20 protein-coding genes and 1 pseudogene are annotated in these 22,415 nt (G+C 45.1%); 14 read left to right on the top strand and 7 right to left on the bottom strand.

Features of this window, described 5'->3' with window-relative positions; all coding sequences use genetic code 11:
- Positions 1 to 5 precede the first annotated feature (5 nt).
- The 9 genes from cobT to ABWP14_RS08520 all read left to right on the top strand — a co-directional run bounded on the left by cobT (position 6) and on the right by ABWP14_RS08520 (position 9,165).
- Entirely contained in the window at positions 6 to 1,043 is a 1,038-nt protein-coding gene (gene cobT / locus ABWP14_RS08560; protein WP_353202550.1) for a nicotinate-nucleotide--dimethylbenzimidazole phosphoribosyltransferase, read from the top strand.
- Entirely contained in the window at positions 1,040 to 1,852 is an 813-nt protein-coding gene (gene cobS, locus ABWP14_RS08555) for an adenosylcobinamide-GDP ribazoletransferase (RefSeq protein ID WP_353202549.1), read from the top strand. The genes cobT and cobS overlap by 4 nt, the downstream gene beginning before the upstream one ends.
- Complete coding sequence (locus tag ABWP14_RS08550; RefSeq protein WP_353202548.1) at positions 1,849 to 2,415, top strand: histidine phosphatase family protein; 567 nt, start codon at positions 1,849 to 1,851, stop codon at positions 2,413 to 2,415. The genes cobS and ABWP14_RS08550 overlap by 4 nt, the downstream gene beginning before the upstream one ends.
- 95 nt (positions 2,416 to 2,510) lie before the next feature.
- Positions 2,511 to 3,128 carry a Crp/Fnr family transcriptional regulator gene (locus ABWP14_RS08545; RefSeq protein WP_353202547.1) on the top strand — a complete coding sequence of 206 codons (618 nt, stop codon included), beginning with the start codon at positions 2,511 to 2,513 and terminating at the stop codon, positions 3,126 to 3,128.
- Between the two features lie 202 nt (positions 3,129 to 3,330).
- Positions 3,331 to 5,040 carry an oxalyl-CoA decarboxylase gene (gene oxc, locus ABWP14_RS08540; RefSeq protein WP_353202546.1) on the top strand — a complete coding sequence of 570 codons (1,710 nt, stop codon included), beginning with the start codon at positions 3,331 to 3,333 and terminating at the stop codon, positions 5,038 to 5,040.
- Positions 5,041 to 5,082: 42 nt separating this feature from the next.
- Positions 5,083 to 6,333 carry a formyl-CoA transferase gene (gene frc / locus ABWP14_RS08535; protein WP_353202545.1) on the top strand — a complete coding sequence of 417 codons (1,251 nt, stop codon included), beginning with the start codon at positions 5,083 to 5,085 and terminating at the stop codon, positions 6,331 to 6,333.
- A 95-nt stretch (positions 6,334 to 6,428) separates the two neighbouring features.
- Positions 6,429 to 6,872 (top strand): PAS domain-containing protein, encoded by a 444-nt coding sequence (locus tag ABWP14_RS08530; RefSeq protein WP_353202544.1) that lies wholly within the window; start codon positions 6,429 to 6,431, stop codon positions 6,870 to 6,872.
- Positions 6,873 to 6,983: 111 nt separating this feature from the next.
- Positions 6,984 to 8,231, top strand: a complete 1,248-nt coding sequence (gene frc, locus ABWP14_RS08525) for a formyl-CoA transferase (protein WP_353202543.1) — start codon at positions 6,984 to 6,986, stop codon at positions 8,229 to 8,231.
- Between the two features lies 1 nt (position 8,232).
- Complete coding sequence (locus ABWP14_RS08520) at positions 8,233 to 9,165, top strand: methionyl-tRNA formyltransferase (protein WP_353202542.1); 933 nt, start codon at positions 8,233 to 8,235, stop codon at positions 9,163 to 9,165.
- 7 nt (positions 9,166 to 9,172) lie between these two features.
- Here ABWP14_RS08520 and panC read toward each other — a convergent pair whose 3' ends face one another.
- From panC to metG, 4 genes and pseudogenes are all read right to left on the bottom strand, one after another.
- Positions 9,173 to 10,024 carry a pantoate--beta-alanine ligase gene (gene panC, locus ABWP14_RS08515; RefSeq protein WP_353202541.1) on the bottom strand — a complete coding sequence of 284 codons (852 nt, stop codon included), beginning with the start codon at positions 10,022 to 10,024 and terminating at the stop codon, positions 9,173 to 9,175.
- Complete coding sequence (locus ABWP14_RS08510; RefSeq protein WP_353202540.1) at positions 10,021 to 10,884, bottom strand: segregation and condensation protein A; 864 nt, start codon at positions 10,882 to 10,884, stop codon at positions 10,021 to 10,023. The genes panC and ABWP14_RS08510 overlap by 4 nt, the downstream gene beginning before the upstream one ends.
- Complete coding sequence (locus ABWP14_RS08505) at positions 10,877 to 11,065, bottom strand: DUF3460 family protein (RefSeq protein ID WP_353202539.1); 189 nt, start codon at positions 11,063 to 11,065, stop codon at positions 10,877 to 10,879. The genes ABWP14_RS08510 and ABWP14_RS08505 overlap by 8 nt, the downstream gene beginning before the upstream one ends.
- Before the next feature lie 111 nt (positions 11,066 to 11,176).
- A pseudogene (gene metG / locus ABWP14_RS08500) lies at positions 11,177 to 12,841 on the bottom strand (methionine--tRNA ligase); the annotation flags it as partial.
- A 165-nt stretch (positions 12,842 to 13,006) separates the two neighbouring features.
- Here metG and ABWP14_RS08495 point away from each other — a divergent pair.
- From ABWP14_RS08495 to ABWP14_RS08485, 3 genes are all read left to right on the top strand, one after another.
- A complete protein-coding gene (locus ABWP14_RS08495; protein ID WP_353202538.1) occupies positions 13,007 to 13,846 on the top strand; it encodes a formate dehydrogenase accessory sulfurtransferase FdhD in 840 nt (279 codons plus the stop codon).
- A 63-nt stretch (positions 13,847 to 13,909) separates the two neighbouring features.
- Positions 13,910 to 14,476: a dCTP deaminase gene (gene dcd / locus ABWP14_RS08490; RefSeq protein WP_353202537.1), complete on the top strand. Its 567-nt coding sequence runs from the start codon at positions 13,910 to 13,912 to the stop codon at positions 14,474 to 14,476.
- A gap of 117 nt (positions 14,477 to 14,593) precedes the next feature.
- Positions 14,594 to 16,861 carry an Orn/Lys/Arg family decarboxylase gene (locus ABWP14_RS08485; protein ID WP_353202536.1) on the top strand — a complete coding sequence of 756 codons (2,268 nt, stop codon included), beginning with the start codon at positions 14,594 to 14,596 and terminating at the stop codon, positions 16,859 to 16,861.
- Positions 16,862 to 16,943: 82 nt separating this feature from the next.
- Here the strand turns inward: ABWP14_RS08485 and argH are convergent, their stop codons facing one another.
- Entirely contained in the window at positions 16,944 to 18,362 is a 1,419-nt protein-coding gene (argH, locus tag ABWP14_RS08480) for an argininosuccinate lyase (protein ID WP_353202535.1), read from the bottom strand.
- A gap of 43 nt (positions 18,363 to 18,405) precedes the next feature.
- Here argH and hemC point away from each other — a divergent pair, with 43 nt between their 5' ends.
- Together hemC and ABWP14_RS08470 are read left to right on the top strand one after the other, a co-directional pair.
- The gene (hemC, locus tag ABWP14_RS08475) at positions 18,406 to 19,374 is read left to right on the top strand and encodes a hydroxymethylbilane synthase (protein ID WP_353202534.1); all 969 of its coding nucleotides are present in this window, start codon (positions 18,406 to 18,408) and stop codon (positions 19,372 to 19,374) included.
- Between the two features lie 16 nt (positions 19,375 to 19,390).
- Positions 19,391 to 20,215, top strand: coding sequence for a uroporphyrinogen-III synthase (locus ABWP14_RS08470; protein WP_353202533.1), 825 nt, complete (start codon positions 19,391 to 19,393; stop codon positions 20,213 to 20,215).
- Here ABWP14_RS08470 and ABWP14_RS08465 read toward each other — a convergent pair.
- Together ABWP14_RS08465 and ABWP14_RS08460 are read right to left on the bottom strand one after the other, a co-directional pair.
- Complete coding sequence (locus tag ABWP14_RS08465) at positions 20,212 to 20,784, bottom strand: chorismate--pyruvate lyase family protein (protein WP_353202532.1); 573 nt, start codon at positions 20,782 to 20,784, stop codon at positions 20,212 to 20,214. The two genes, ABWP14_RS08470 and ABWP14_RS08465, sit on opposite strands and share 4 nt — an antisense overlap.
- 2 nt (positions 20,785 to 20,786) lie before the next feature.
- Positions 20,787 to 22,322, bottom strand: coding sequence for a DEAD/DEAH box helicase (locus ABWP14_RS08460; protein ID WP_353202531.1), 1,536 nt, complete (start codon positions 22,320 to 22,322; stop codon positions 20,787 to 20,789).
- Between the last annotated feature and the right edge of the window lie 93 nt (positions 22,323 to 22,415).

Here is a 22,415-nt window from a genome sequence, read left to right as displayed (position 1 = left end):
ATCTGATGAACATTACATTACCAAAAATTACACCTTGTAAAGATGCTGAATTATTAATTACACTGCAGGCAAAGATAGACAATAAAACGAAGCCTGTTGGATCTTTAGGGCGTCTTGAGGAATTAGCTATTAGGATTGGGCAAATTCAACATACATTAGAGCCAAAATTAATTGACCCTCAGCTGGTTGTCTATGCGGGTGATCATGGAATTGTTGCTCGTGGAGTATCTGCATTTCCAAGTGATGTGACATGGCAGATGGTTGAGAATTTTTTGGCTGATGGAGCGGCTGTAAGTGTTTTGGCACGTCAGCATCAAATTCATATGACAGTGGTTGATTGCGGGGTGAATCACGACTTTGAGCCTAGAGAGAAACTTTTGATTCGAAAAGTGGGCAAAGGCACCGCAGATTCATCTAAGCATTCTGCGATGTCATATGTTCAGGCAATTCAATGTATTGAAAGTGGTATGCAAGTAGTTGCGGAGTTACCTGGTAATGTGCTGATACTTGGAGAAATGGGGATTGGCAATACCTCCGCGGCTTCCCTGCTATTTTCAAAACTTGAAAATATAGATGTTGCTTTGTGTACTGGTGCTGGGACAGGGTTGAATGCGGAGGCTATAAAGCGAAAAACGCAGGTACTCTGTGAAGCTCTTGAACATCATTGTCAGTTAAAAGATCCAATTGAGGTCTTGGCGGCATTAGGTGGTTTTGAGATAGCTACTATGGTCGGCTCAATTCTCAAAGCAGCTGCTGAGAAAAGGGTAGTACTAGTGGATGGATTTATCGTAAGCTCTGCCGTGTTGGTGGCCTCTAAGATTGACCATGCTGTATTGGACTATTGCATTTTTACCCATCAATCAGGTGAGAAGGGTCATGCCTTGATGCTTGACATTCTGAAAGCTAAGCCGTTAATTGATTTAGAGCTTAGGCTGGGAGAGGGGTCTGGCGCAATGATTGCTTGGCCGCTGATCCAGTCTGCTAGTTTAATCCTTAATGAGATGGCTAGTTTTGAGTCCGCCGGTGTTTCTCGCGAATCATGAACCCACTTCGTCACTTTTTATTAGCCATACAGTTCTTTACTCGAATTCCGGTTACCGGGACATTGGCTCTTTGGGCAGGATTTAGTGAGGAGCGTTTGGCTCGATCTTCTGCTTACTTACCCTTAATCGGATCTCTGGTAGGTTTATTGACAGCAATAGTATTCATCACTTTCATGATACTTTTACCAAATCAAGTTGCTAATTATTGGGTTTCTGTCTTCATGGCAATTGTTGCTTCAATATTAATTACCGGGGCTTTGCACGAGGATGGGCTAGCAGATTTAGTTGATGGACTGGGCGGCGCTACAACACGAGAAAAAGCGCTTGAGATTATGAAGGACTCTAGGGTTGGCACCTATGGAGCGGTTGCGCTGATTTGCACTATTTTGGGCAAAATTATCTTCTTGTCAGCCCTTGCACAGATCAGCTTATCACTGACATTTGTTGCTATTGTTGCAGCAAGTATCTTCTCCAGATTTTTAGTATTAGTTGCCATGACATATCTTCCTTACTCTGGGGATATATCTTCTTCTAAATCAAAAGCAATGTTTGCCGGTCCGCGTCTCACTATTTTTACAGTTGGTGCTCTATGGACCGCGACTTTATTTTTAATTATTTATCTTTGTTACCCTAGCTGGGTGTGGGCAGGTGGTATTTTTGCAAGCATAGTTGTTTTATTGTTGTTACTTAGAATTTTTTATAGCAGGCTTGGTGGGATCAATGGAGATGCTTTAGGTGCTATTCAACAAATTACAGAAGTCGGTTTTTATTTGGGTCTACTTCTTATAGCCTCATTCATTGCCTTATGAAGATTTGGGTAGTCCGTCATCCAAAACCTTTAGTGGCTAGTGGTGTCTGCTATGGGCAACTTGATCTAGAGATCGACAGATCTCAATTGGATTCCTTGGCTCAATCTCTATCGGGTCAGTTGCCTGAGAATTTGCCAATTTATTCTTCAGGCCTGATTCGATCTCTATCCCTAGCGAAGGCGATTCAGATACTCAGACCTAACGCAATTGTTCAAAGTGACTGCAGATTAAACGAGTTTAATTTCGGCGTTTGGGAAGGGGTACTTTGGAGCGATATTCCAAAGGCTGAAATTGATGCATGGGTTCAATCGTTCCCGAGCCATTTTTTTGGTGGCGAGGAGTGTGTTCAGGGGTTTATTCATAGAATTAAATCAATGCTGTTAGAGCTTGAGGGTATTGATGAGATTATTTTGATTACTCATGCAGGAGTCATACGAGCACTTCATTTTTTAATGAAAAGTGGTCAGAAGGTCTTAAAAGATGCAAATGACTGGCCTGAGTACGTTATTGGCTTTGGCGAGTTTGAGCTCATTAACTGCCCCAACATGAATCGCAATATTTGAGAATCTAAGGAGAATTAGGTATCTTTTGTTGCGATGCAATATTTTAATTAGGATTCTTAAAAAGACTACAATGCTGGGTCTAGGATTAAGGATTCATGACCGCATTAGATAGGCACCCAGAAAAAAACCTGATTCGCTTGCAGTTGAGCCAAAATTCGGTGCTTAAAAGCTTGGATCAGGCTGTTATGGCTGATTTAGAGCGCCTTTTAGAGATATCAGATCTCAAAAAATCCGAAATATTGCTCCATCAAGGGGATCATCAGATGGAGCAATACTTTGTTCTAGACGGTATTCTCAAGCGCATTGTCTCTAGTCCTGACGCTAAAGAGATGATCTTGCGTTTTGCTATCGAAAAAGATATCGAAACTAGCTATGCTGCTTGGCGCCTTAAAACGGCTGCCCCCTACAGTATTGCATGCGTTAACAAAACCCGTGTGGCTCGCATGCCTATGAAAAAATGGGCTGAATTTCTGGAAGAGCATAAGCTTCTGAAGGAGACTTTTGAGCTTGAGGTAATGCGCCTGATGAGTGAAATTATGGCTCACACCATTACCTTGCATATGCTAGATGCTCCAGGTCGGGTAGAGCGTTTCTTACGAAAATATGAGAACTTGTTTGAGCTCCTCCCTAAAAAGGAGCTGGCAGCCTACCTCAACCTCTCACCAGAGACTTTGAGCCGCCTTAAAACGAAGCATAAAGAGCTTTTTATCTAAACAATTTCCCTTTGGGGCGCTGGATTTGGGGGAAATTGACCGAAGTCAATGATCATCCTCTTCCTCAAGCCTAATATTCATCTCTGCCTAAGCTGGGTTGAACTCAGCATGCAATAAATAACTTAATGGAAGACCAATAGCGAAAGCGACACTACAGGGATTTAGTCCCTGCATAAGCCTTTGTAATGTATAAAAAATTTCTATGACAACAGATACTCAAAACACACAATTAACTGATGGCTTTCATCTGGTCATCGATGCTTTGAAAGCGAATGATCTCAACACTATTTTTGGTCTGGTTGGCATTCCAATAACTGACTTGTGTCGTTTGGCTCAAGCTGAAGGAATACGCTTTATTGGTTTCCGTCATGAGCAACACGCAGGTAATGCCGCAGCAATTGCAGGCTTCATGACTCAAAAGCCTGGTATTTGTATGACGGTTTCTGCACCAGGATTCTTAAATGGTTTAACAGCACTTGCCAATGCAACTGTGAATTGTTTCCCGATGATTTTGATTAGTGGCTCAAGTGAGCGTGAAATTGTTGACTTACAACAGGGCGACTATGAAGAGATGGATCAGCTCAATGCTGCTAAGCCATATTGTAAAGCAGCTTATCGTATTAATCACATTGAAGATATCGGTATTGGTTTTGCACGTGCCATTCGCGCTGCGGTTTCAGGTCGTCCAGGCGGAGTGTATTTAGACCTGCCTGCACAGTTATTAGCCCAAACTATGCCAGCCGAAGAGGCAAAGAAGTCTATTTTCAAAGTAATCGATCCCGTGCCGCGCCAGATTCCAGCAGCTGATGCTGTAGCGCGTGCATTAGATGTACTCAAAGGCGCTAAACGTCCATTGATTCTCTTGGGCAAAGGCGCCGCTTATGCGCAGGCTGATAAAGAGATCCGTGACTTGATCGAGAAGTCTGGTATTCCTTACTTGCCAATGTCGATGGCAAAAGGTTTATTGCCAGATGATCATCCTCAAACTGCATCCCCAGCCCGCTCGTTTGTTTTAGCAGAGGCTGACACAGTCTTATTAATTGGTGCGCGCTTGAACTGGTTATTGGCTCATGGAAAGGGCAAGACCTGGGGCAAGGAGCCTAAGAAATTTATTCAGATCGATATTCAGGCCAATGAAGTTGATAGCAACGTACAAATTTCCGCACCATTGATTGGTGACATTGGTTCATGCGTTGGTGAATTGTTAAAAGGCATTGCTTCTGTTCCCAAGCCAAGCGTTGAATGGATTTCAGCAATCAATGAGAAAAAAGACAAGAACATGGCGAAGATGGCAGAGACACTTGCCAAAGACGTAAGTCCAATGAACTTCCATGGGGCATTACGTGCGATTCGTGATGTGATTAAGAAGAACCCTGATGTGAACTTAGTAAACGAGGGCGCAAACACGCTGGACTTCTGCCGTGCGATTGTGAATATGTATAAGCCGCGTAAGCGTTTTGACTCCGGTACCTGGGGCATTATGGGTATTGGTATGGGCTATGCGATTGGCGCTTCAGTGATCAGTAACTTGCCAACCGTTGCAGTCGAGGGCGATAGCGCATTTGGCTTTAGCGGCATGGAATTAGAAACTATTTGCCGTTACAACTTGCCAATCACTACAGTTGTTTTCAATAATAACGGCGTATACCGTGGCACCGACGTGAACCCAACCGGCGGCGCTGATGTTGCTCCGACCGTATTCGTAAAAAATGCTCGTTACGACAAGATGATCGAAGCATTTGGTGGAGTGGGTTACTACGTAACTACTCCAGCAGAATTAGAAGTAGCGTTAACAGAAGCAATCGCTGCTGGTAAACCTGCCCTCATCAATGCTGTTATTGATGAAACTGCGGGTACTGAAAGTGGGCGTTTAACAAACTTAAACCCATCTTCTGCAGCTGCTAAGAAATAATTTTACTAAAGCTAAATACGTAATACTTAAGGAGAAATAAACATGACTAAACCATTAGACGGTATTCGCATCATTGACTTCACCCACGTTCAAGCGGGTCCTGCATGCACTCAATTATTGGGCTTTTATGGGGCTGACGTGATTAAGGTTGAGCGTCCAGGTTCTGGCGACGTTACTCGTAGTCAATTACGTGACATCCCAGGCGTAGATGCTTTGTACTTCACTATGCTAAACGGTAATAAGCGTTCTTTGACTTTGGATACCAAAACTCCAGAGGGTAAGGAAGTATTAGAAAAGATGATCAAAGTTTCTGATGTCATGGTTGAGAACTTTGGTCCTGGCGCTTTAGATCGTATGGGTTTCTCTTGGAAGCGTATTCAAGAACTCAATCCAAAAATGATTTTGGCATCAGTAAAAGGTTTTAGCGATGGCCACTCATATGAAGACTTAAAAGTGTATGAGAACGTTGCTCAGTGTGCCGGTGGTGCTGCTTCAACAACCGGTTTCTGGGATGGTCCTCCGACTGTTTCTGCTGCAGCTTTGGGCGATTCTAATACTGGTATGCATTTAGCAATCGGTATTTTGACTGCGTTGATGCAACGTCAAAAAACAGGCAAAGGTCAAAAGGTTTCTTGCTCAATGCAAGATGCAGTATTGAACTTATGCCGCGTGAAATTGCGTGATCAGCAGCGTTTAGATAAGATTGGCTATTTAGAAGAGTATCCACAGTACCCGCATGGCACATTCTCTGATGTAGTACCACGCGGTGGTAATGCTGGTGGCGGCGGTCAGCCAGGTTGGGTATTGAAGTGTAAGGGATGGGAAACTGATCCAAACGCATATATCTATTTCACCATTCAAGGCCATGCTTGGGAGCCAATTACTACAGCTTTAGGTAAGCCAGAATGGGCAACTGATCCTGCGTACATGACTGCTGAAGCTCGACAAGATAAAATTTTTGATATCTTCGCAACGATTGAAGATTGGCTTAAAGACAAGACTAAGTATGAGGCTGTAGATATCCTGCGTAAGTTTGATATCCCATGCGCTCCAGTGTTATCTATGAAGGAATTAGCTGCATCTCCAGACTTGCGTAAGAGCGGTTCAATTGTTGAAGTTGACCACAAAGTGCGTGGTAAGTATTTAACTATTGGTAGCCCAATCAAGTTCTCTGATTTAGAGGTTGAGGTGAAGCCTTCACCAGTGTTGGGTGAGCACACTGATGAAGTGTTGACTGATCTTGGTTATGGCAAAGATGAAATTGCTAAGCTGCATGAAGCTAAAGCAGTTTAGTAATAATAGGCATTCATTTCAAGGCGCTCCTAGTGGGCGCCTTTTTTCTCACCTCAAAATACTAGATGCAATCTAAATATTGATAGACTGGCTATATGAATACGAATATCGATTTGAGTCACCTAGCTCAATCTATAGGAGACGCCATTATTGTTTCCGATGCTAATGAAAAGATTGTGCTGTGGAATGCTGCGGCTACCCGCATTTTTGGATATTCCGAAGCAGAGGCCCTTGGTAATACCGTCGATTTAATCGTGCCAGAGCGTCAGCGTCACAGACATAATGAGGGCTACAGTAAATCGATGTTGACTGGAACCACGCGCTATGGAGCTTCTGTATTGAAAGTTCCGGCCAGGCACAAGGATGGCAGTACTCTATCCATTGCATTTACGGTCGGCATGCTATTCGATGAAAACCATCATGCCAATGGAGTGGTGGCAGTCATTCGCGATGAAACTGAGCGTTTTGCCGAGGAACGGACCTTGAAAAAGCGCCTTGCTGATCTTGAAAATCCTCAGTCCAGCAAAATAGAGCCCTAAATAGGTTTTACATCGGTCTTTGCCCAAAATTTTGGCATGCTCTCACTGGCCTGATTCCTCGCTGGTAAAATTGTCACAATTCAAAATTTTATTCTTATTAGGACGCAAATCATGGCAAAAGCCCTAGAAGGGGTCAAAATCCTCGACTTTACTCATGTTCAGTCAGGACCAACTTGTACGCAGCTACTAGCTTGGTTCGGAGCTGACGTCATTAAAGTAGAAAAATCAGGCGAAGGAGATGCAACCCGCGGCCAATTGCGTGACATCCCTGATGCAGATAGTTTGTATTTCACGATGCTCAATCACAACAAGCGTTCGATTACTGTAAATACCAAAACTCAAAAAGGTAAAGAAATTCTTGAGCGCTTAATTAAAGAGTGTGATGTGCTGGTTGAGAATTTTGCACCGGGTGCTTTAGATCGTATGGGATTTTCTTGGGAACGGATTCAAGAGCTCAACCCTATGATGATTATGGCTTCTGTAAAAGGTTTTGGTCCTGGCCCATACGAAGATTGCAAGGTGTACGAGAACGTAGCGCAATGCGCGGGCGGCTCTGCTTCGACAACCGGGTTTGATGATGGCCCTCCGATGGTCACTGGTGCGCAAATTGGCGATAGTGGTACTGGCTTGCATTTAGCTTTAGGGATTGTGACTGCCTTATATCAGCGTACCCATTCTGGTCGTGGTCAAAAAGTATTAGCAGCAATGCAAGATGCTGTATTGAACTTATGCCGCGTCAAATTGCGTGATCAACAGCGTTTAGAGCGTGTTGGTGTGATGCAAGAGTACCCACAGTATCCAAATGGTGAGTTTGGTGATGCGGTACCCCGTGCTGGTAATGCCTCTAGCGGCGGTCAGCCTGGTTGGATTGTGAAATGTAAGGGATGGGAAACTGATCCAAATGCCTATATGTATGTGATTATTCAAGCGCCAGTATGGGAAGCTGTTTGTAAGGTAATCGGTCGGGAAGATTGGATTGCTGATTTGCGTTTTGCCTCACCCATGGCACGCTTACCCCACTTGATGGAAATCTTTGGCGAGATTGAAAAATGGACCATGACAAAAAATAAATTCGAAGTCATGGATATCTTGAATCAATACGACATACCTTGTGGCCCTATTTTGTCGATGAAAGAAATTGCTGAAGAGCCAGCGCTGCGTGCTACTGGCACAGTGGTAGAAGTGGACCACCCAATTCGTGGCAAGTATCTCACCGTAGGTAATCCTATCAAGATGTCTGATAGTCCAACCGAGGTTACTCGTTCGCCCTTACTAGGTGAGCATACCGATGAAATTCTCAGTGAATTAGGTTATTCCACTGATGAGTTGATTTCACTACGTCATGATAAGGTGATCTAACATGCGGGTTGCATTGATAGGGAGTGCAGATTTTGGTAAGGCAGCATTAGAGGCCTTTTTGGATCGTGGGAATGAGCTCGTTGCTGTTTTTTGTCCGCCTGATAATCCTAATTCCACTAAGCCCGAAGTCCTCAAAGAGGCAGCACTAGCAAAGGGCTTAACCCCTTTGCAGTTTTCCTCTCTCAAAGGTCCTGATGCTGCTCAGGCCATGATAGATAGCAATGCCGATATCTGCGTGATGGCTTATGTCTTGCAATTTGTGCCTCAAGAACTCGTCAAGATTCCTAAACACGGCACGATTCAATATCACCCATCTTTATTGCCAAAATATCGCGGTCCGAGCGCGATTAACTGGGCAATTGCTTTAGGTGAAGAAAAAACAGGTTTAACTATTTTCCGACCTTCTGACGGCCTGGATGAAGGTCCAGTGATTTTGCAAAAAGAAGTGGCTATTGGGCCTGATGACACTCTAGGCAAAATTTACTTTGATCATCTTTTCCCTGTTGGTGTGAAAGCGCTACTAGAAGCAGCCGATCTAGTGGTAGCAGGCAAGCATCAAGAGATCACTCAAGATGAATCACAAGCCAATTACGAAGGTTGGTTTGATGTCAATGCTGCACAGATTCATTGGGCAATACATATTAGCCAAATCTATAACCTGATACGCGCTTGTAATCCTGCGCCTGGTGCATGGACTACGCTGGGTGAGCAAAAAGTGCAAATCTATGATTGCCACAAGCATGTGGTCGCAACGTTTGGGGCGGTCAAAGGAAAGCCTGGAGAGATAACTGCCATTACCCTAGATTCTTTCTTTGTTGCCTGTCATGGAGGTCAAATTGAAGTCCTCAAAGCAAAAGGGGCCTCAGGTAAAGTCAGTGGCGCTGAATTAGCCAAAGAACTCAATTTACAAGTTGGGCAATTCTTTGTCTTGTAATCTTAGATTAAACCTCTAAGTTATCAATTAAACGTGTTTTACCTAACTTAGCTGCTGTCAGAATGACTAGCGGCTCACCAGCCTGTAGGCTTTCATTAGAGGGTGGCGCTAAATCACTTTGCTGACGAATTGCGATGTAGTCAGGCTGCCATCCACGCCCAGTTAATTGAGCGACAGCTATTTTTTCAATCTCCGACAGAGTATTCGTACTGCATACATTCAGTTGGAGAATTTTCTCGCGAACTTCTTTGAGTGCTTTTTGTAGTTCTGGCGCTTCATTACGCTCCTGAACAGATAGGAAACTATTACGAGAAGAGAGTGCTAAGCCATCTTCTGCACGAATAGTCTCTCCAGGAATAATATCAACCGGTAATGCAAATTGCTTGGCCATTTGACGAATAATCATCAGTTGTTGGTAATCTTTTTTTCCAAAAATAGCGACCTTAGGCTGCACACAAGAAAAGAGCTTTAGAACAACTGTGCATACCCCTTTAAAAAATCCAGGACGAAACTCACCTTCTAGGATGTCGCCTAATTGATGTGGTGGATCAACCCGATACTCCTGTGGCTGAGGGTAGAGTTCGCGCTCAGTAGGGGCAAACAAAATATAGACGCCCTCTCTCTCGAGCTTTTCAATGTCATCCTGCATGGTACGTGGATAGCTTTCAAAATCCTCGTTAGGTCCAAATTGGAGTCGATTGACAAAGATACTAGCAACTACTGGGTCACCATGCTGTCTTGCGAGCCGCATAAGAGAAAGATGACCTTCATGCAAATTACCCATAGTTGGTACAAACGAGGCACGGTTTTGGCCACGTAAATGATCGCGTAATTCTTGTATATTGCTAATGATTTTCATGCAACTGGCGTATATGCAAGCCGAACATAGATGGGGGCATATGGCTCAGCCTGAGTAATCTCAACTAAGGCTTCACGCGAAAGCTCTAGCACCGCAATGAAGTTGACGATCACCACAGAGATGCCTTTACCAGATTTGATAGCGTCCTCAAACAATTCACCGAACTCAATGAATCGTGTGTTTTGTAAACGACGCAAAATGCGTGTCATAAAATCGCGCACAGACAATTCTTCACGAGTGATAGTATGGTGTTCACTTAGTTTAGCGCGATGTAATACATCTCGCCAAGCCATTTGTAAGTCATCTAAATTTACTTCTGGCCAAGTAATGGCAACAGTTGTATCAATATGACCATGGGCTATCTGAAAATCGCGACCATGCTGGGGAATTTGATCTAACTCTTGCGCCGCCAGTTTCATGCGTTCGTATTCAAGCAAACGACGAACCAACTCTGCACGAGGATCTTCAACCTCTTCTTCGCTGTCAGCCTTCTTCATTGGAAGCAGCATGCGAGATTTGATTTCAATCAACATCGCTGCCATTAAAAGATATTCAGCCGCAAGCTCTAAATTATGATGGCGGATTTGGTCGATATAGCTCAGGTACTGTAGGGTTACCTGCGCCATAGGAATATCCAGCACATTGAAATTTTGCTTCCGAATCAGATATAGCAAAAGATCGAGCGGCCCCTCAAATGCCTCTAGAAAGACCTCTAGCGCATCAGGTGGAATATACAGATCAGTGGGCAGCTTAAAAAGTGGCTCGCCATACAGCTTGGCAAATGCCAATGACATCCCATCAGTAACTTCTGGGGTGCTTTTCAGTAAATCAGGTAAGGGCTGAGGATTAGGGTCAGTCATTCGAATAGACGTAAGCGCGTTGTTTTAATTTAGCGGCTTTTGCACGACGCTGATCTTCAATGCTTAATGGATCTTGATCCCATAACAGAGCACGACCAGCTTGCTGGTCTGCTTCGAGCTGAGGTTTCTCAGTTTTCAGTTCATTTAAGAACTGGGTGAATTCAGATTGATATCTTGCCATGGCATTTCCTAAAATACTCAATAAATTCAATGGCTTATGATATAAATACCAAAAGCCATTTAGGGACTACAGGCACCATTATATAGGTGGTTTTTCAGGGACTTTTTATAAGTTTGCAGCCAGCAAAGCCTCAATTTGTGGGGCTTCTACTCGCGTCATGAGATGCTGATAGGCCTTAATAGGGTTCTTGCTAGACAGTGGTTGATCAATATCAGACCAGCTTAAGGGGGGTATAGATAAAAATGCCTCTACACCCGCAGCGACTTGAGGGATCACCGGCTTGAGATACAGGCTGAGCATACGAAAGGCTTCCAAAGTCACACTACAGACTCGTTGAAGGTCGATATCGCGTGTTGGATCTTTGGCAATTTCCCAAGGCTTATTTTCATCGACAAAACTATTTACCTTATCCGCCAAATCCATGATGGTACGTAACGCTTTCGCGTATTCACGACCTTCATAGAGCGCTGCAATTTTTTCGCTTGCAGCAGTAATTTCTTGTAGTAGCGGATTGCTCATCGCTTCATCTGAGATAACGCCATCAAAGCGCTTGACCAAGAAGCCTGCGCTGCGACTGGCAATGTTAATGTATTTACCTAATAGATCGCTATTGACTCTGGCAACAAAATCTTGCAGATTAAGATCTAAGTCTTCCATGCTGTCATTGAGCTTGGTAGCGAAGTAATAACGGAACCACTCGGGATTAAAGCCGCACTCAATCACGCTCTTGGCAGAGATGAGGGTTCCGCGTGATTTGCTCATCTTTTCACCATCGACAGTTAAGAAGCCATGTGCAAAAACATTAGTCGGAGTCCTGTAGCCCGCGAATTGCAAGGTAGCAGGCCAAAAGAGAGTGTGGAAATATAAAATATCTTTACCGATGAAATGGTACTGCTCAGTAGTGGTATCGGGCTTAACCCACTCATCAAAATCGAGACCCTGTTTTTGGCAGTAGTTCAGGAAGCTAGCGTAGTAACCAATCGGAGCATCAAGCCAGACATAGAAATATTTGCCTGGTGCATCAGGAATTTCAAAGCCAAAGTAGGGCGCATCTCGAGAGATATCCCAATCACCAAGCTTGCTTTCGCCAGGTTCCCCAACCCATTCCTTCATCTTATTTCGGGCTTCAGGCTGCAATGGCGTTTTCACTTGAGTCCAGTCACGCAAGAAAGTTTCGCAACGGGGATCAGATAATTTAAAGAAATAATGGTCAGAAACTTTTTTAATCGGTGTGGCACCACTCACAACTGAGAAGGGGTTTTTTAGATCGGTAGGTGAGTACGTAGCTCCGCACTTTTCGCAGGAATCACCGTATTGATCTTTTGCGCCACATTTCGGGCATTCACCTTTGATAAAGCGATCAGGTAGAAACATTTCTTTAACGGGATCATAAGCTTGTTCAATTGCCCGTTTTTCAATGAAGCCAGCATCACGTAATTTCAGATAAATACTTTGCGCAAGTTTTTTATTCTCAGGACTATCAGTTGTGTAGTAGTTGTCAAATGAAATCAAGAAGTTATCAAAGTCGCGCTTATGTTCTTTCCAAACATTAGCGATCAGTTCCTTAGGAGTGATACCTTCTTTTTCTGCCCGCAACATGATGGGGGTGCCGTGGGTATCGTCAGCGCCGACATAGTGAACCTCATGGCCGCGCATGCGCTGAAATCGTACCCAAATATCGGTTTGCACATACTCCACTAAATGGCCGATATGAATCTGACCATTGGCATATGGCAAAGCGGAGGTAACAAGGAGGCGACGCGCTGAGCTACTCATGTGAAGCGGACTTTAATAAGAGAGTTAAATAGGGTTAATCTAGGATTATGCTGGGTCTAATGCATTGATTGAGCACTAATTTTAGTCTGCAGTTAAAGTAATACCCCATTGGTGATCAATAATGAGCAATCAACTTCGGTTTACACCTCCATAGGAAAGCGTTTTATGGCAGTAAAGCCCAATATTCAGATGTCAAATGCCTCCGTGCCCTTGGTGCATGAGGTTGAAATATTGGATGAAATGGGGCGTCTTAAGCTCACCCATATACCCGGAGAGCGCCCCCTGACGATCTATTTGGATAAGCGTGAAATCGTGACTTTGATGACTTTGGGAAGTGCCCCAGAGGCCTTAGTTCTCGGATACCTGCGTAATCAGCGGATGGTTGAGTCCCCAGGTGATATTGAAAGCATCCAGGTGGATTGGGATACAGATTCAGCGGCAGTGAAAACAAGACGCAGTACAGTCGATATTGATGCTCTCACTAGTAAGAGGGTCGTCACTACTGGTTGTGGGCAAGGCACAATGTTTGGTGGTCTCATGGAGGAGATGTCACAGACTCGGCTACCAGAGGGTCCAACATTATCTCAAGAGGCAATTGTTGGCCTAATTGAATCGATCCGTTCTCATGACACGATTTATAAAAAGTCTGGCTCTGTCCATGCTTGCGCGGTTTTTGAAAGGCAAGGCGACGCAGAGGTAAGGCTTTTATATTTTATTGAGGATGTCGGTCGCCACAATGCGGTAGATTCCATTTCTGGTTTGATGTGGCTAGTGAATAAGCCTGGGAAGGATTTGATTTTCTTTACCACTGGGCGCTTGACTTCCGAGATGGTCATCAAGGGAGCTCAAATGGGGATCCCCTTTCTTCTGACACGCTCCGGCGTGACCTTGATGGGTCTTGAACTAGCCCGTAAAACCAATCTCACCATCATGTCCCGCTGCTCAGGCAAACACTTCGAGATCTACAACGCCCCTGAGCGAGTCCTTTTTAGTCAAATTAGCTGATTTTTACTTGCCCACCCACCATAAAAAGTGGGAAGTTCCCTACGAAGGTTTTACAATTCCGCCATGACTATTAAATCAGACCACTGGATCCGCCGTATGGGCGAGCAAGGCATGATCAGCCCATTTGAGCCTGGGCAAATTCGCCAAGACGCTGCTGGTAACAAAATCGTGAGTTATGGCACATCAAGTTATGGCTATGACATTCGTTGTGCAGACGAATTCAAGATTTTTACTAATATCAATAGCACTATCGTCGATCCAAAAAATTTCGATGAACAATCCTTTGTTGATTTCAGGGGCGATGTTTGTATTATCCCCCCAAACTCATTTGCCTTAGCGAGAACGGTGGAGTACTTCAAGATTCCACGCAGTGTATTGACGATCTGCGTTGGCAAAAGTACTTATGCTCGTTGCGGAATTATTGTGAACGTCACTCCATTCGAACCTGAATGGGAGGGTTACGTCACCTTAGAATTTTCGAACACTACACCATTGCCTGCAAAGATTTATGCAGGTGAGGGATGCGCCCAAGTACTTTTCTTTGAGAGCGATGAAGTATGTGGTACATCGTACAAAGATCGTGGTGGCAAGTATCAAGGTCAGCAGGGCGTAACCCTGCCTAAGACCTGAGCCATTTGCGGCAGTGTGTACATATCCTTTCAGCCATCATTTTGGTCGGTTAATGATGCTTTCCAATTTTAAGAAATCGGCTCCAAATCCATTGGGCCATACAGCAGGGGAGTATTTATGAAATTTCGTTTCCCAATCATCATTATTGATGAGGACTTTCGTTCGGAAAATATTTCGGGCTCTGGTATTCGCGATTTAGCAGAGGCTATTGAAACCGAAGGAATGGAAGTTATTGGTTTGACCAGTTACGGCGACCTTACTTCATTTGCTCAGCAAGCATCTCGTGCCTCTAGCTTTATCGTATCGATTGATGATGAAGAATTTGATTCTGATTCGGAAGACCACGATCTCCCAGCTTTAAATAACCTGCGTGCTTTCATTACCGAAGTTCGTAAGCGCAATGAAGATATTCCAATCTTCCTATATGGTGAGACTCGCACATCGCGCCATATGCCAAACGATATTTTGCGTGAGCTGCATGGCTTTATTCATATGAATGAAGACACCCCAGAATTTGTAGCGCGTCACATCATTCGTGAGGCTAAGGTTTATTTAGATTCATTAGCTCCGCCATTCTTCCGCGCCTTAACAAATTACGCTTCAGAGGGTTCGTATTCATGGCATTGTCCTGGACACTCAGGCGGTGTAGCTTTCCTAAAAAGCCCAGTAGGCCGAATGTTTCATCAGTTCTTTGGTGAAAATATGTTGCGTGCAGACGTGTGTAATGCGGTCGAGGAATTAGGGCAGCTTTTAGATCACACGGGACCAGTGTTGCAAAGCGAACGTAATGCCGCCCGCATCTTTAGTGCCGACCATTTATTCTTTGTAACAAATGGAACTTCAACTTCCAACAAAATAGTTTGGCACTCTACGGTAGCGCCAGGCGATGTCGTAATAGTAGATCGAAACTGTCATAAGTCAGTTATTCATTCGATCACCATGATGGGGGCCATTCCGATTTTCTTAATGCCTACGCGTAATCACTTGGGCATTATTGGGCCAATTCCTAAAGAAGAGTTTGAGTGGGCCAATATCAAAAAGAAAATTGATGCTAATCCATTTATTAAGAATAAAAACGTTGTTCCGCGAGTGATGACACTCACGCAAAGCACTTATGATGGCATTATTTACAACGTCGAGATGATTAAAGAGATGCTCGACGGTAAAGTGGATTCTTTGCATTTTGATGAAGCTTGGTTGCCCCATGCTACCTTCCATCCTTTTTACAAAGATATGCACGCCATTGGTGCTGATCGCAAGCGCACTAAAAAGAGTCTGACGTTTGCTACTCAGTCTACTCATAAATTACTGGCTGGCTTATCCCAGGCATCGCAAGTATTAGTTCAGGATGCTGATGAGCACAAGCTTGATCGTGATTGCTTTAATGAGGCCTACTTGATGCATACCTCGACTAGTCCGCAGTACGCCATTATTGCTTCTTGCGATGTCTCTGCGGCCATGATGGAGGCCCCCGGTGGCACTACGCTTGTAGAAGAGTCTATCGCTGAAGCAATGGATTTCCGGCGTGCCATGCGTGAAGTAGATGAAAAGTTTGGTGCAGACTGGTGGTTTAAGGTTTGGGGTCCAGATCATTTAACTGAAGAAGGTATTGGCGAGCGTTCAGATTGGATCTTGGAACCCTCCGCCGCTTGGCATGACTTCGGTAAGTTGGCCAAAGATTTCAACATGCTTGATCCTATTAAAGCCACAGTGGTTACTCCAGGCCTAGATATTGAAGGTAACTTTGGTTCAATGGGTATACCGGCGAGCATTGTTACCAAGTACTTGGCTGAACATGGTGTGATTGTTGAGAAGTGCGGCTTGTATTCTTTCTTCATCATGTTCACGATTGGTATTACCAAAGGCCGCTGGAATACTCTTGTTACTGAATTGCAGCAATTTAAGGACCACTTTGATAAAAATGCACCTTTGTGGAAAGTATTGCCAGAGTTTGTGGCGAAGCATCCACGCTACGAGCGCGTTGGTCTGAAGGATATTTGCCAACAGATTCATGAGTTCTATAAGGGTCGTAATGTTGCTCGCATGACAACAGAAATGTATACCTCTGATATGGTGCCTGCAATGATGCCTTCCGAAGCTTGGGCCAAGATGGCACATAAAGAGGTCGATCGCGTGCCATTAGATCAGTTAGAGGGTCGCGTAACCGCAATGTTAGTTACTCCGTACCCCCCAGGCATTCCATTGCTGATTCCAGGGGAGCGCTTTAATAAGCGGATTGTGGATTATCTATATTTTGCTCGAGACTTTAATGAGAAGTTTCCTGGCTTTGAAACCGATATTCACGGTCTTGTTAAAGCGGGGATTGATGGACGTAGTGAGTATTACGTTGACTGTGTCAGGCAGGAGCCAGACATAACGCTATAGCTGGGCAGTCCGACGCTAAATCCTTCTTAATGGCGATGGGTTTGAATCTAATTAACCGGCTTAGACCAGAACCCCTTGCCCTTTACAGACCTGCACGGCCTCTTTTGATGGCTGCCAGTACTTGTGCTGGTGCAGTACCACCAGCGTGTTGGCGAGATTGCACTGACCCATCTACCGTCAGCAGGGAGAAGACATCATCACTCATGAGTTCAGGGCGGTTATCTAATCCACAGGCAAAACGCAATTCAGAAAGACTCAGATCGGTGAGCATGCAATTTCTACCTACACAGGCTTTGACAGCATGGGCTACAGCTTCATGAGCATCACGAAATGCCAGACCTTTTTTCACTAAATAGTCAGCTAAGTCTGTAGCTGTCGCAAAACCCTCTTGTGCAGCAGCTTTCATCACATCGACCTTAACTTCAATGTGAGGAACCATATCAGCAAAGATTCGTAAGGTATCTTGTACGGTATCCACTGCATCAAATAAAGGCTCTTTATCTTCTTGGTTATCTTTGTTGTACGCGAGGGGTTGCCCCTTCATGAGCGTCAATAAAGCAATCAAGTCGCCATACACACGCCCAGTCTTGCCTCTTGCCAACTCAGGAACATCTGGGTTTTTCTTTTGCGGCATGATGGAGCTGCCAGTGCAAAAGCGATCAGGTAAATCAATAAAGCCAAAGCGTGGACTGAGCCAAAGAATCAGTTCTTCAGATAAGCGAGATACATGCATCATCAGGATAGATGCAAAAGCGCAGAACTCAATTGCAAAGTCGCGATCCGATACTGCATCTAGGGAGTTATTGCAGATACCATCAAAGCCTAAGGTGCGCGCAACCTGTTCACGATCAATTGGGTAAGAAGTACCTGCCAATGCTGCAGCACCTAAAGGTAAGCGATTAAAGCGAGCCCGTAAGTCGACTAAACGGCTGGAATCACGACTAAACATTTCGTAATAAGCCATCAGGTGGTGACCAAACGTAATGGGTTGTGCCACCTGTAAATGAGTGTGGCCGGGCATGATAGTAGCGGCATGCTTTTCTGCTAAATCCAAAAGAGCAGTGCGTAATAATTTAAGAGTAATAGCAATATCATCAACACTGCCGCGCATCCATAGACGCAAATCCGTTGCTACTTGATCATTACGTGAACGACCGGTATGTAGCCGTTTACCAGCATCGCCCACTAATTCGGTGAGGCGAGCTTCAATATTAAGGTGAACATCTTCCAGCGCCAATTGCCAATTAAATTGACCAGACTCAATTTCACTCTTAATTTGAGCCATACCCTTCTGGATATCAGCCAAATCTTGAGCGCTGATGATTTTTTGCTTGGCCAGCATTTCTGCATGAGCTAGAGATCCGGCAATATCAACCATCGCAAAGCGTTGATCAAAGCCAATAGAGGCGGTATAGCGCTGAACAAGTTCGTCTACGGGTTCGTCAAAACGGGCTGACCATGCTTGGGCTTTGTTGGCTAAGGAATTTTTGGATGAGCTCATAAACACAGTATATTGGTGGAGGTCTTTTATTATTTTAAATGTCATGTCCCAAACCCTAAATTCTCCTTGCTTATCCTCCCCTGCACGCCTAGTCATTGCCTCCCGTGAAAGCCGTTTGGCCATGTGGCAGGCTCAATTTGTCCGCGATTGCCTTAAAAAGCTCTATCCCCAGTGTGATGTCCAGATTTTGGGCATGACTACTCGCGGGGACCAGATCTTGGATAAAGCCCTCTCTAAAGTGGGGGGCAAAGGCCTTTTCGTCAAAGAGCTCGAAACCGCACTAGAGGATGGTTGTGCCGATTTAGCGGTTCATTCCTTAAAAGATGTGCCGATGGTGATGCCTGATGGGTTTGATCTATCGTGTGTCATGGCTCGGGAAGATGCCCGTGACGCCTTTGTTTCTAATGACTACGCTAGCCTAGCAGACCTTCCCCAGGGGGCCATTGTCGGTACTTCGAGCTTGCGTCGTGAGTCAGTCATCCGCGCCAAGTTCCCTCATCTTGTGATTGAACCCTTGAGGGGTAATTTAGATACCCGCATGGGTAAGCTTGATCGTGGCGAGTATCAAGCCATTATTTTGGCTGCAGCAGGTTTAAAGCGCTTAGGACTAGAAAGTCGTATTCGAGCCTTTTTACCTTATGACCCTTACACTCCAGCGGCCGGCCAAGGAGCGCTTGGCATTGAGACCCTAAGTGCACATCCTAATATCAAACAATGGCTAGCGCCCTTAAATGACCTACCCACCTTATATGCCGTTAGTGCCGAGCGGATGGTCTCTCGCCAGTTAGGTGGTTCCTGTGAAGTGCCCTTGGCAGCGCATGCCGTCTGGGATAAAGACCACATGCACATCCGATCCTTTGTGGCTAGTATCGATGGCAAAGCGATTTGCCAAGCCAGTGGTAGTGCCCCAGTGCAGTCAATCGCACAAGCTGAAGCTTTAGGATTATTAGTTGCTCAAGATTTACTTGATCAAGGTGCGGCAGAGTTGATACCAAAGATTACAAAACAATAACTCATCAGGCAACAGCATGAGTGCTAAAACTATCGTTGTCACTAGACCTAGTGGGCAAGCTCGTCAACTGATTGAAGTACTCATGCAGGCGATTGAGAAAAGTGGCGTTGCGAAGCGCGGTCTTCCAGAAATCATTTCTTTACCTTTGTTGACCATAGTGCCTAAGACGGACGCTGCTTTGGCTGATCACATTTCATCTGCTTTACATGACACTGATCTCGCGATCTTTGTTAGCCCCAATGCAATTGAGAGTGTGATGCGCTTATTGGAGCGAGATTGGCAAGACTTTTCAAAAAAGATTATTCCTATTGGGGTAATGGGCGGCAGCAGTAAGCATGCCTTACAAAATCATGGTGTTGGTACAGAAATCAAACCAACACCCATCATCATTCCAGAAAATAATGCGCAGTCGGATTCAGAAGGTTTATGGCTAGAATTGCAAAAGCTCGGATGGGATTGGCAAGGTAAGAAGGTCCTTATTTTTAAGGGTGAGGGCGGGCGTGATTGGCTTGCCAATACCCTGAAAAAGGCAGGCGCTACAGTTGAAGGGATTTCAACCTATACCCGCATTCCTTTGGATATTGATAATCCTGTATGGCAAGCGATTCACGATATGGATTTTTCTAAATCCCTGTGGCTTCTGACTTCCTCTGAAGCGGTCCGCTACTTAGGTAAGGTGATTGAAGATCAATTCACTTATGGTTTGAGCAGTGCAAGCGCCATTTGTCCGCATCACAATATCGCAGATGCTGCAGAGCTGATTGGCTTTGGTGAGGTGTTTACTACAGACTCTGGTGATGAAGCTTTAATCAAAACTACTTTGGCTTGGTTATCGCTCTAAGTCATTGAATACTGAAGTAACTCAGGCAGGAAAATTTCATTAACGAGGATGGGATGACCCTTCAGTCGATAGAGTGTGCGTCGCGCCCATAAGGGTGAACTCAGCCCAGGTAGATATTGGGAGCATTTTTTCCATAAGGCACTACTCTTATCTAAGCGTGCAATATCACGTGGACACTTTGGCTTTGAATGCTGACGGCTTTTAGCAAAGAGTACGGCGCCTAGGGGCTTTTTACCTAATCGCAAAATGGCATGATTGCTACCACTCGAGCTAAAGGTAGGTATAACGCTATGCGCAATGACTAAGGGAACATTGTTTACACACAGCAAGACCTCCCGTACACGACAACGTCTAATGCGGAAATGAAAATAACGACTTTCGTCCTTATTTAAGGATTGAGGATAATCGCGCAAAACTTGTACTTCGAGTTTTTGACCAATTGCCTTCTCAATTTTTTGAGTGAGTGATCCAGTATCACTAAGCCAACGCTGCCACTTGCGTGGCGCCCGATGAATCTTCCCGGAACCGACTCGATTCCATGAAGAACGGAGGCGATTGCGGGGATTCATATTTAGCTACCGCTAAAGTTTCTGCGTTGACCGCCAGATTTTGGCTTAGCGAAACGTGGTCCTGCTGGACGCGCGTCGGCAGAGCGGGCAGGACGGGAGTCAGCAGAACGCGCTGGACGTGAGTCAGGAGAGCGTGCTGGACGTGAATCATCTGAGCGTGCAGGACGTGAATCAGATGAACGGCCACTACTGCTACCGCCACCACCACCAAAGCGTGACTCAGAACGAGCGCCAGAACCATAACGACCGCCACCACCGCCGGAGCGATTACCACCGCCACTACCGCCAGAGCGACCACCAGGACGACCGCCACCACCACCAAAGCTCGGTTTAGCTTGTGGCTCAAGACCAGCAATCACTGATGCAACGATATCTTGCTGCGTAAAGCGCTCGATATTGCGGATCTTGGCGCGGTCACGATGTTCAACCAAAGTGATAGCAACACCATTGCGACCAGCACGACCGGTACGTCCGATGCGATGGGTATAGTCTTCGGGTTTCATTGGTAGGCCAAAGTTAATCACATGACTAATCCGTGGTACATCGATGCCACGAGCTGCTACATCAGTCGCCACCAAAATCTTGGTGTGACCTTTACGCAAGGATTCAAGGCGACGCATACGGACAGCTTGAGGCATAGCACCATGAAGGGCAGTTGCTTCGTAGCCATTCGCGCGCAAGGTGTCAGCAATCTTTTCGCTTTCAACTTGGGTGCTCGCAAACACTACTGCTTGATCCAAAGTGGCGTCTGCCAAGATGTGCTCAAGCAACTTATGTTTGTGTGACATGCTATCTGCCCAATGTAACTTCTGTTCGATGTTAGCGTGTTTTTCACCTGCGTGAGCAAGTTCAATACGCTTGGCATCTGTAGTTAAGGCATTGGCCAAAGACATAATCTTTGGTGCAAAAGTTGCAGAGAACATTAAAGTTTGCTTACGTCCTGCACAGCGTTTGTCAATAGCCTCGAGATCATCCGCAAATCCCATGTCGAGCATGCGATCGGCTTCGTCAATAACGAGTTGTTTGACATCATCTAGACGAATTGCTTTGCTGTCACACAGATCGAGTAAACGACCTGGAGTGGCAACAACTAACAAAGCACCTTTCAGAGCCTGGATTTGCTTGCCATAAGGCATGCCACCTATGACAGTTGCAATGCGGATACCTTTCATGCCACGAACTAAGTTCACTGCATCAGCGGTAACCTGTTGAGCCAATTCACGAGTAGGGCAGAGCACTAACACTTTAGGTTGTGCGCGACCTGGTACAGGTGAGTTGTTTGGGTTGTCTTCAATGAGTTGATTAATTAAAGGTAATAAAAAGGCTGCGGTTTTACCGCTACCGGTTTGGCTGCTGACCAATAAGTCACCACCCGCTAAAGCAGCAGGAATAACCTGTGATTGAACAGGTGTGGCTTGGGTAAAACCCAGTTCAGCAACGTTTTTAAGAAGTGGCGCCGCTAGGGCGAAAGACTGGAAGGTACTTCCAGCGTGCTTTGAGTCTTGTGACTCGTTTTTAGTTTCTTTAGAAAAAGTCATGCTATTAAACATCCCCTTAAAGGGATGTCTCCGTATGTTGCACCCATGGTTTTTAAAGGGTGCGATGGTCAAAGGCATCGACCATCAGACAGG

This window comes from Polynucleobacter sp., assembly GCF_040400325.1.
GTDB lineage: Bacteria > Pseudomonadota > Gammaproteobacteria > Burkholderiales > Burkholderiaceae > Polynucleobacter.
The sequence above is the reverse complement of the archived record's forward strand: the minus strand, read 5'-3'. Positions and strand labels throughout refer to the sequence as shown.

Excerpts from the sequence above, each read along its gene's own strand:
- ABWP14_RS08530 (WP_353202544.1), top strand. The coding sequence starts at position 6,429 with ATGAATACGAATATCGATTTGAGTCACCTAGCTCAATCTATAGGAGAC.
- ABWP14_RS08545 (WP_353202547.1), top strand. The coding sequence starts at position 2,511 with ATGACCGCATTAGATAGGCACCCAGAAAAAAACCTGATTCGCTTGCAG.
- ABWP14_RS08465 (WP_353202532.1), bottom strand. The coding sequence starts at position 20,784 with ATGAATCCCCGCAATCGCCTCCGTTCTTCATGGAATCGAGTCGGTTCC.
- ABWP14_RS08510 (WP_353202540.1), bottom strand. The coding sequence starts at position 10,884 with ATGACTGACCCTAATCCTCAGCCCTTACCTGATTTACTGAAAAGCACC.
- ABWP14_RS08520 (WP_353202542.1), top strand. The coding sequence starts at position 8,233 with ATGCGGGTTGCATTGATAGGGAGTGCAGATTTTGGTAAGGCAGCATTA.
- ABWP14_RS08470 (WP_353202533.1), top strand. The coding sequence starts at position 19,391 with ATGAGTGCTAAAACTATCGTTGTCACTAGACCTAGTGGGCAAGCTCGT.
- ABWP14_RS08485 (WP_353202536.1), top strand. The coding sequence starts at position 14,594 with ATGAAATTTCGTTTCCCAATCATCATTATTGATGAGGACTTTCGTTCG.
- argH (WP_353202535.1), bottom strand. The coding sequence starts at position 18,362 with ATGAGCTCATCCAAAAATTCCTTAGCCAACAAAGCCCAAGCATGGTCA.
- ABWP14_RS08505 (WP_353202539.1), bottom strand. The coding sequence starts at position 11,065 with ATGGCAAGATATCAATCTGAATTCACCCAGTTCTTAAATGAACTGAAA.
- ABWP14_RS08495 (WP_353202538.1), top strand. The coding sequence starts at position 13,007 with ATGGCAGTAAAGCCCAATATTCAGATGTCAAATGCCTCCGTGCCCTTG.
- oxc (WP_353202546.1), top strand. The coding sequence starts at position 3,331 with ATGACAACAGATACTCAAAACACACAATTAACTGATGGCTTTCATCTG.
- frc (WP_353202545.1), top strand. The coding sequence starts at position 5,083 with ATGACTAAACCATTAGACGGTATTCGCATCATTGACTTCACCCACGTT.
- ABWP14_RS08460 (WP_353202531.1), bottom strand. The coding sequence starts at position 22,322 with ATGACTTTTTCTAAAGAAACTAAAAACGAGTCACAAGACTCAAAGCAC.
- panC (WP_353202541.1), bottom strand. The coding sequence starts at position 10,024 with ATGAAAATCATTAGCAATATACAAGAATTACGCGATCATTTACGTGGC.
- dcd (WP_353202537.1), top strand. The coding sequence starts at position 13,910 with ATGACTATTAAATCAGACCACTGGATCCGCCGTATGGGCGAGCAAGGC.
- cobT (WP_353202550.1), top strand. The coding sequence starts at position 6 with ATGAACATTACATTACCAAAAATTACACCTTGTAAAGATGCTGAATTA.
- ABWP14_RS08550 (WP_353202548.1), top strand. The coding sequence starts at position 1,849 with ATGAAGATTTGGGTAGTCCGTCATCCAAAACCTTTAGTGGCTAGTGGT.
- hemC (WP_353202534.1), top strand. The coding sequence starts at position 18,406 with ATGTCCCAAACCCTAAATTCTCCTTGCTTATCCTCCCCTGCACGCCTA.
- cobS (WP_353202549.1), top strand. The coding sequence starts at position 1,040 with ATGAACCCACTTCGTCACTTTTTATTAGCCATACAGTTCTTTACTCGA.
- frc (WP_353202543.1), top strand. The coding sequence starts at position 6,984 with ATGGCAAAAGCCCTAGAAGGGGTCAAAATCCTCGACTTTACTCATGTT.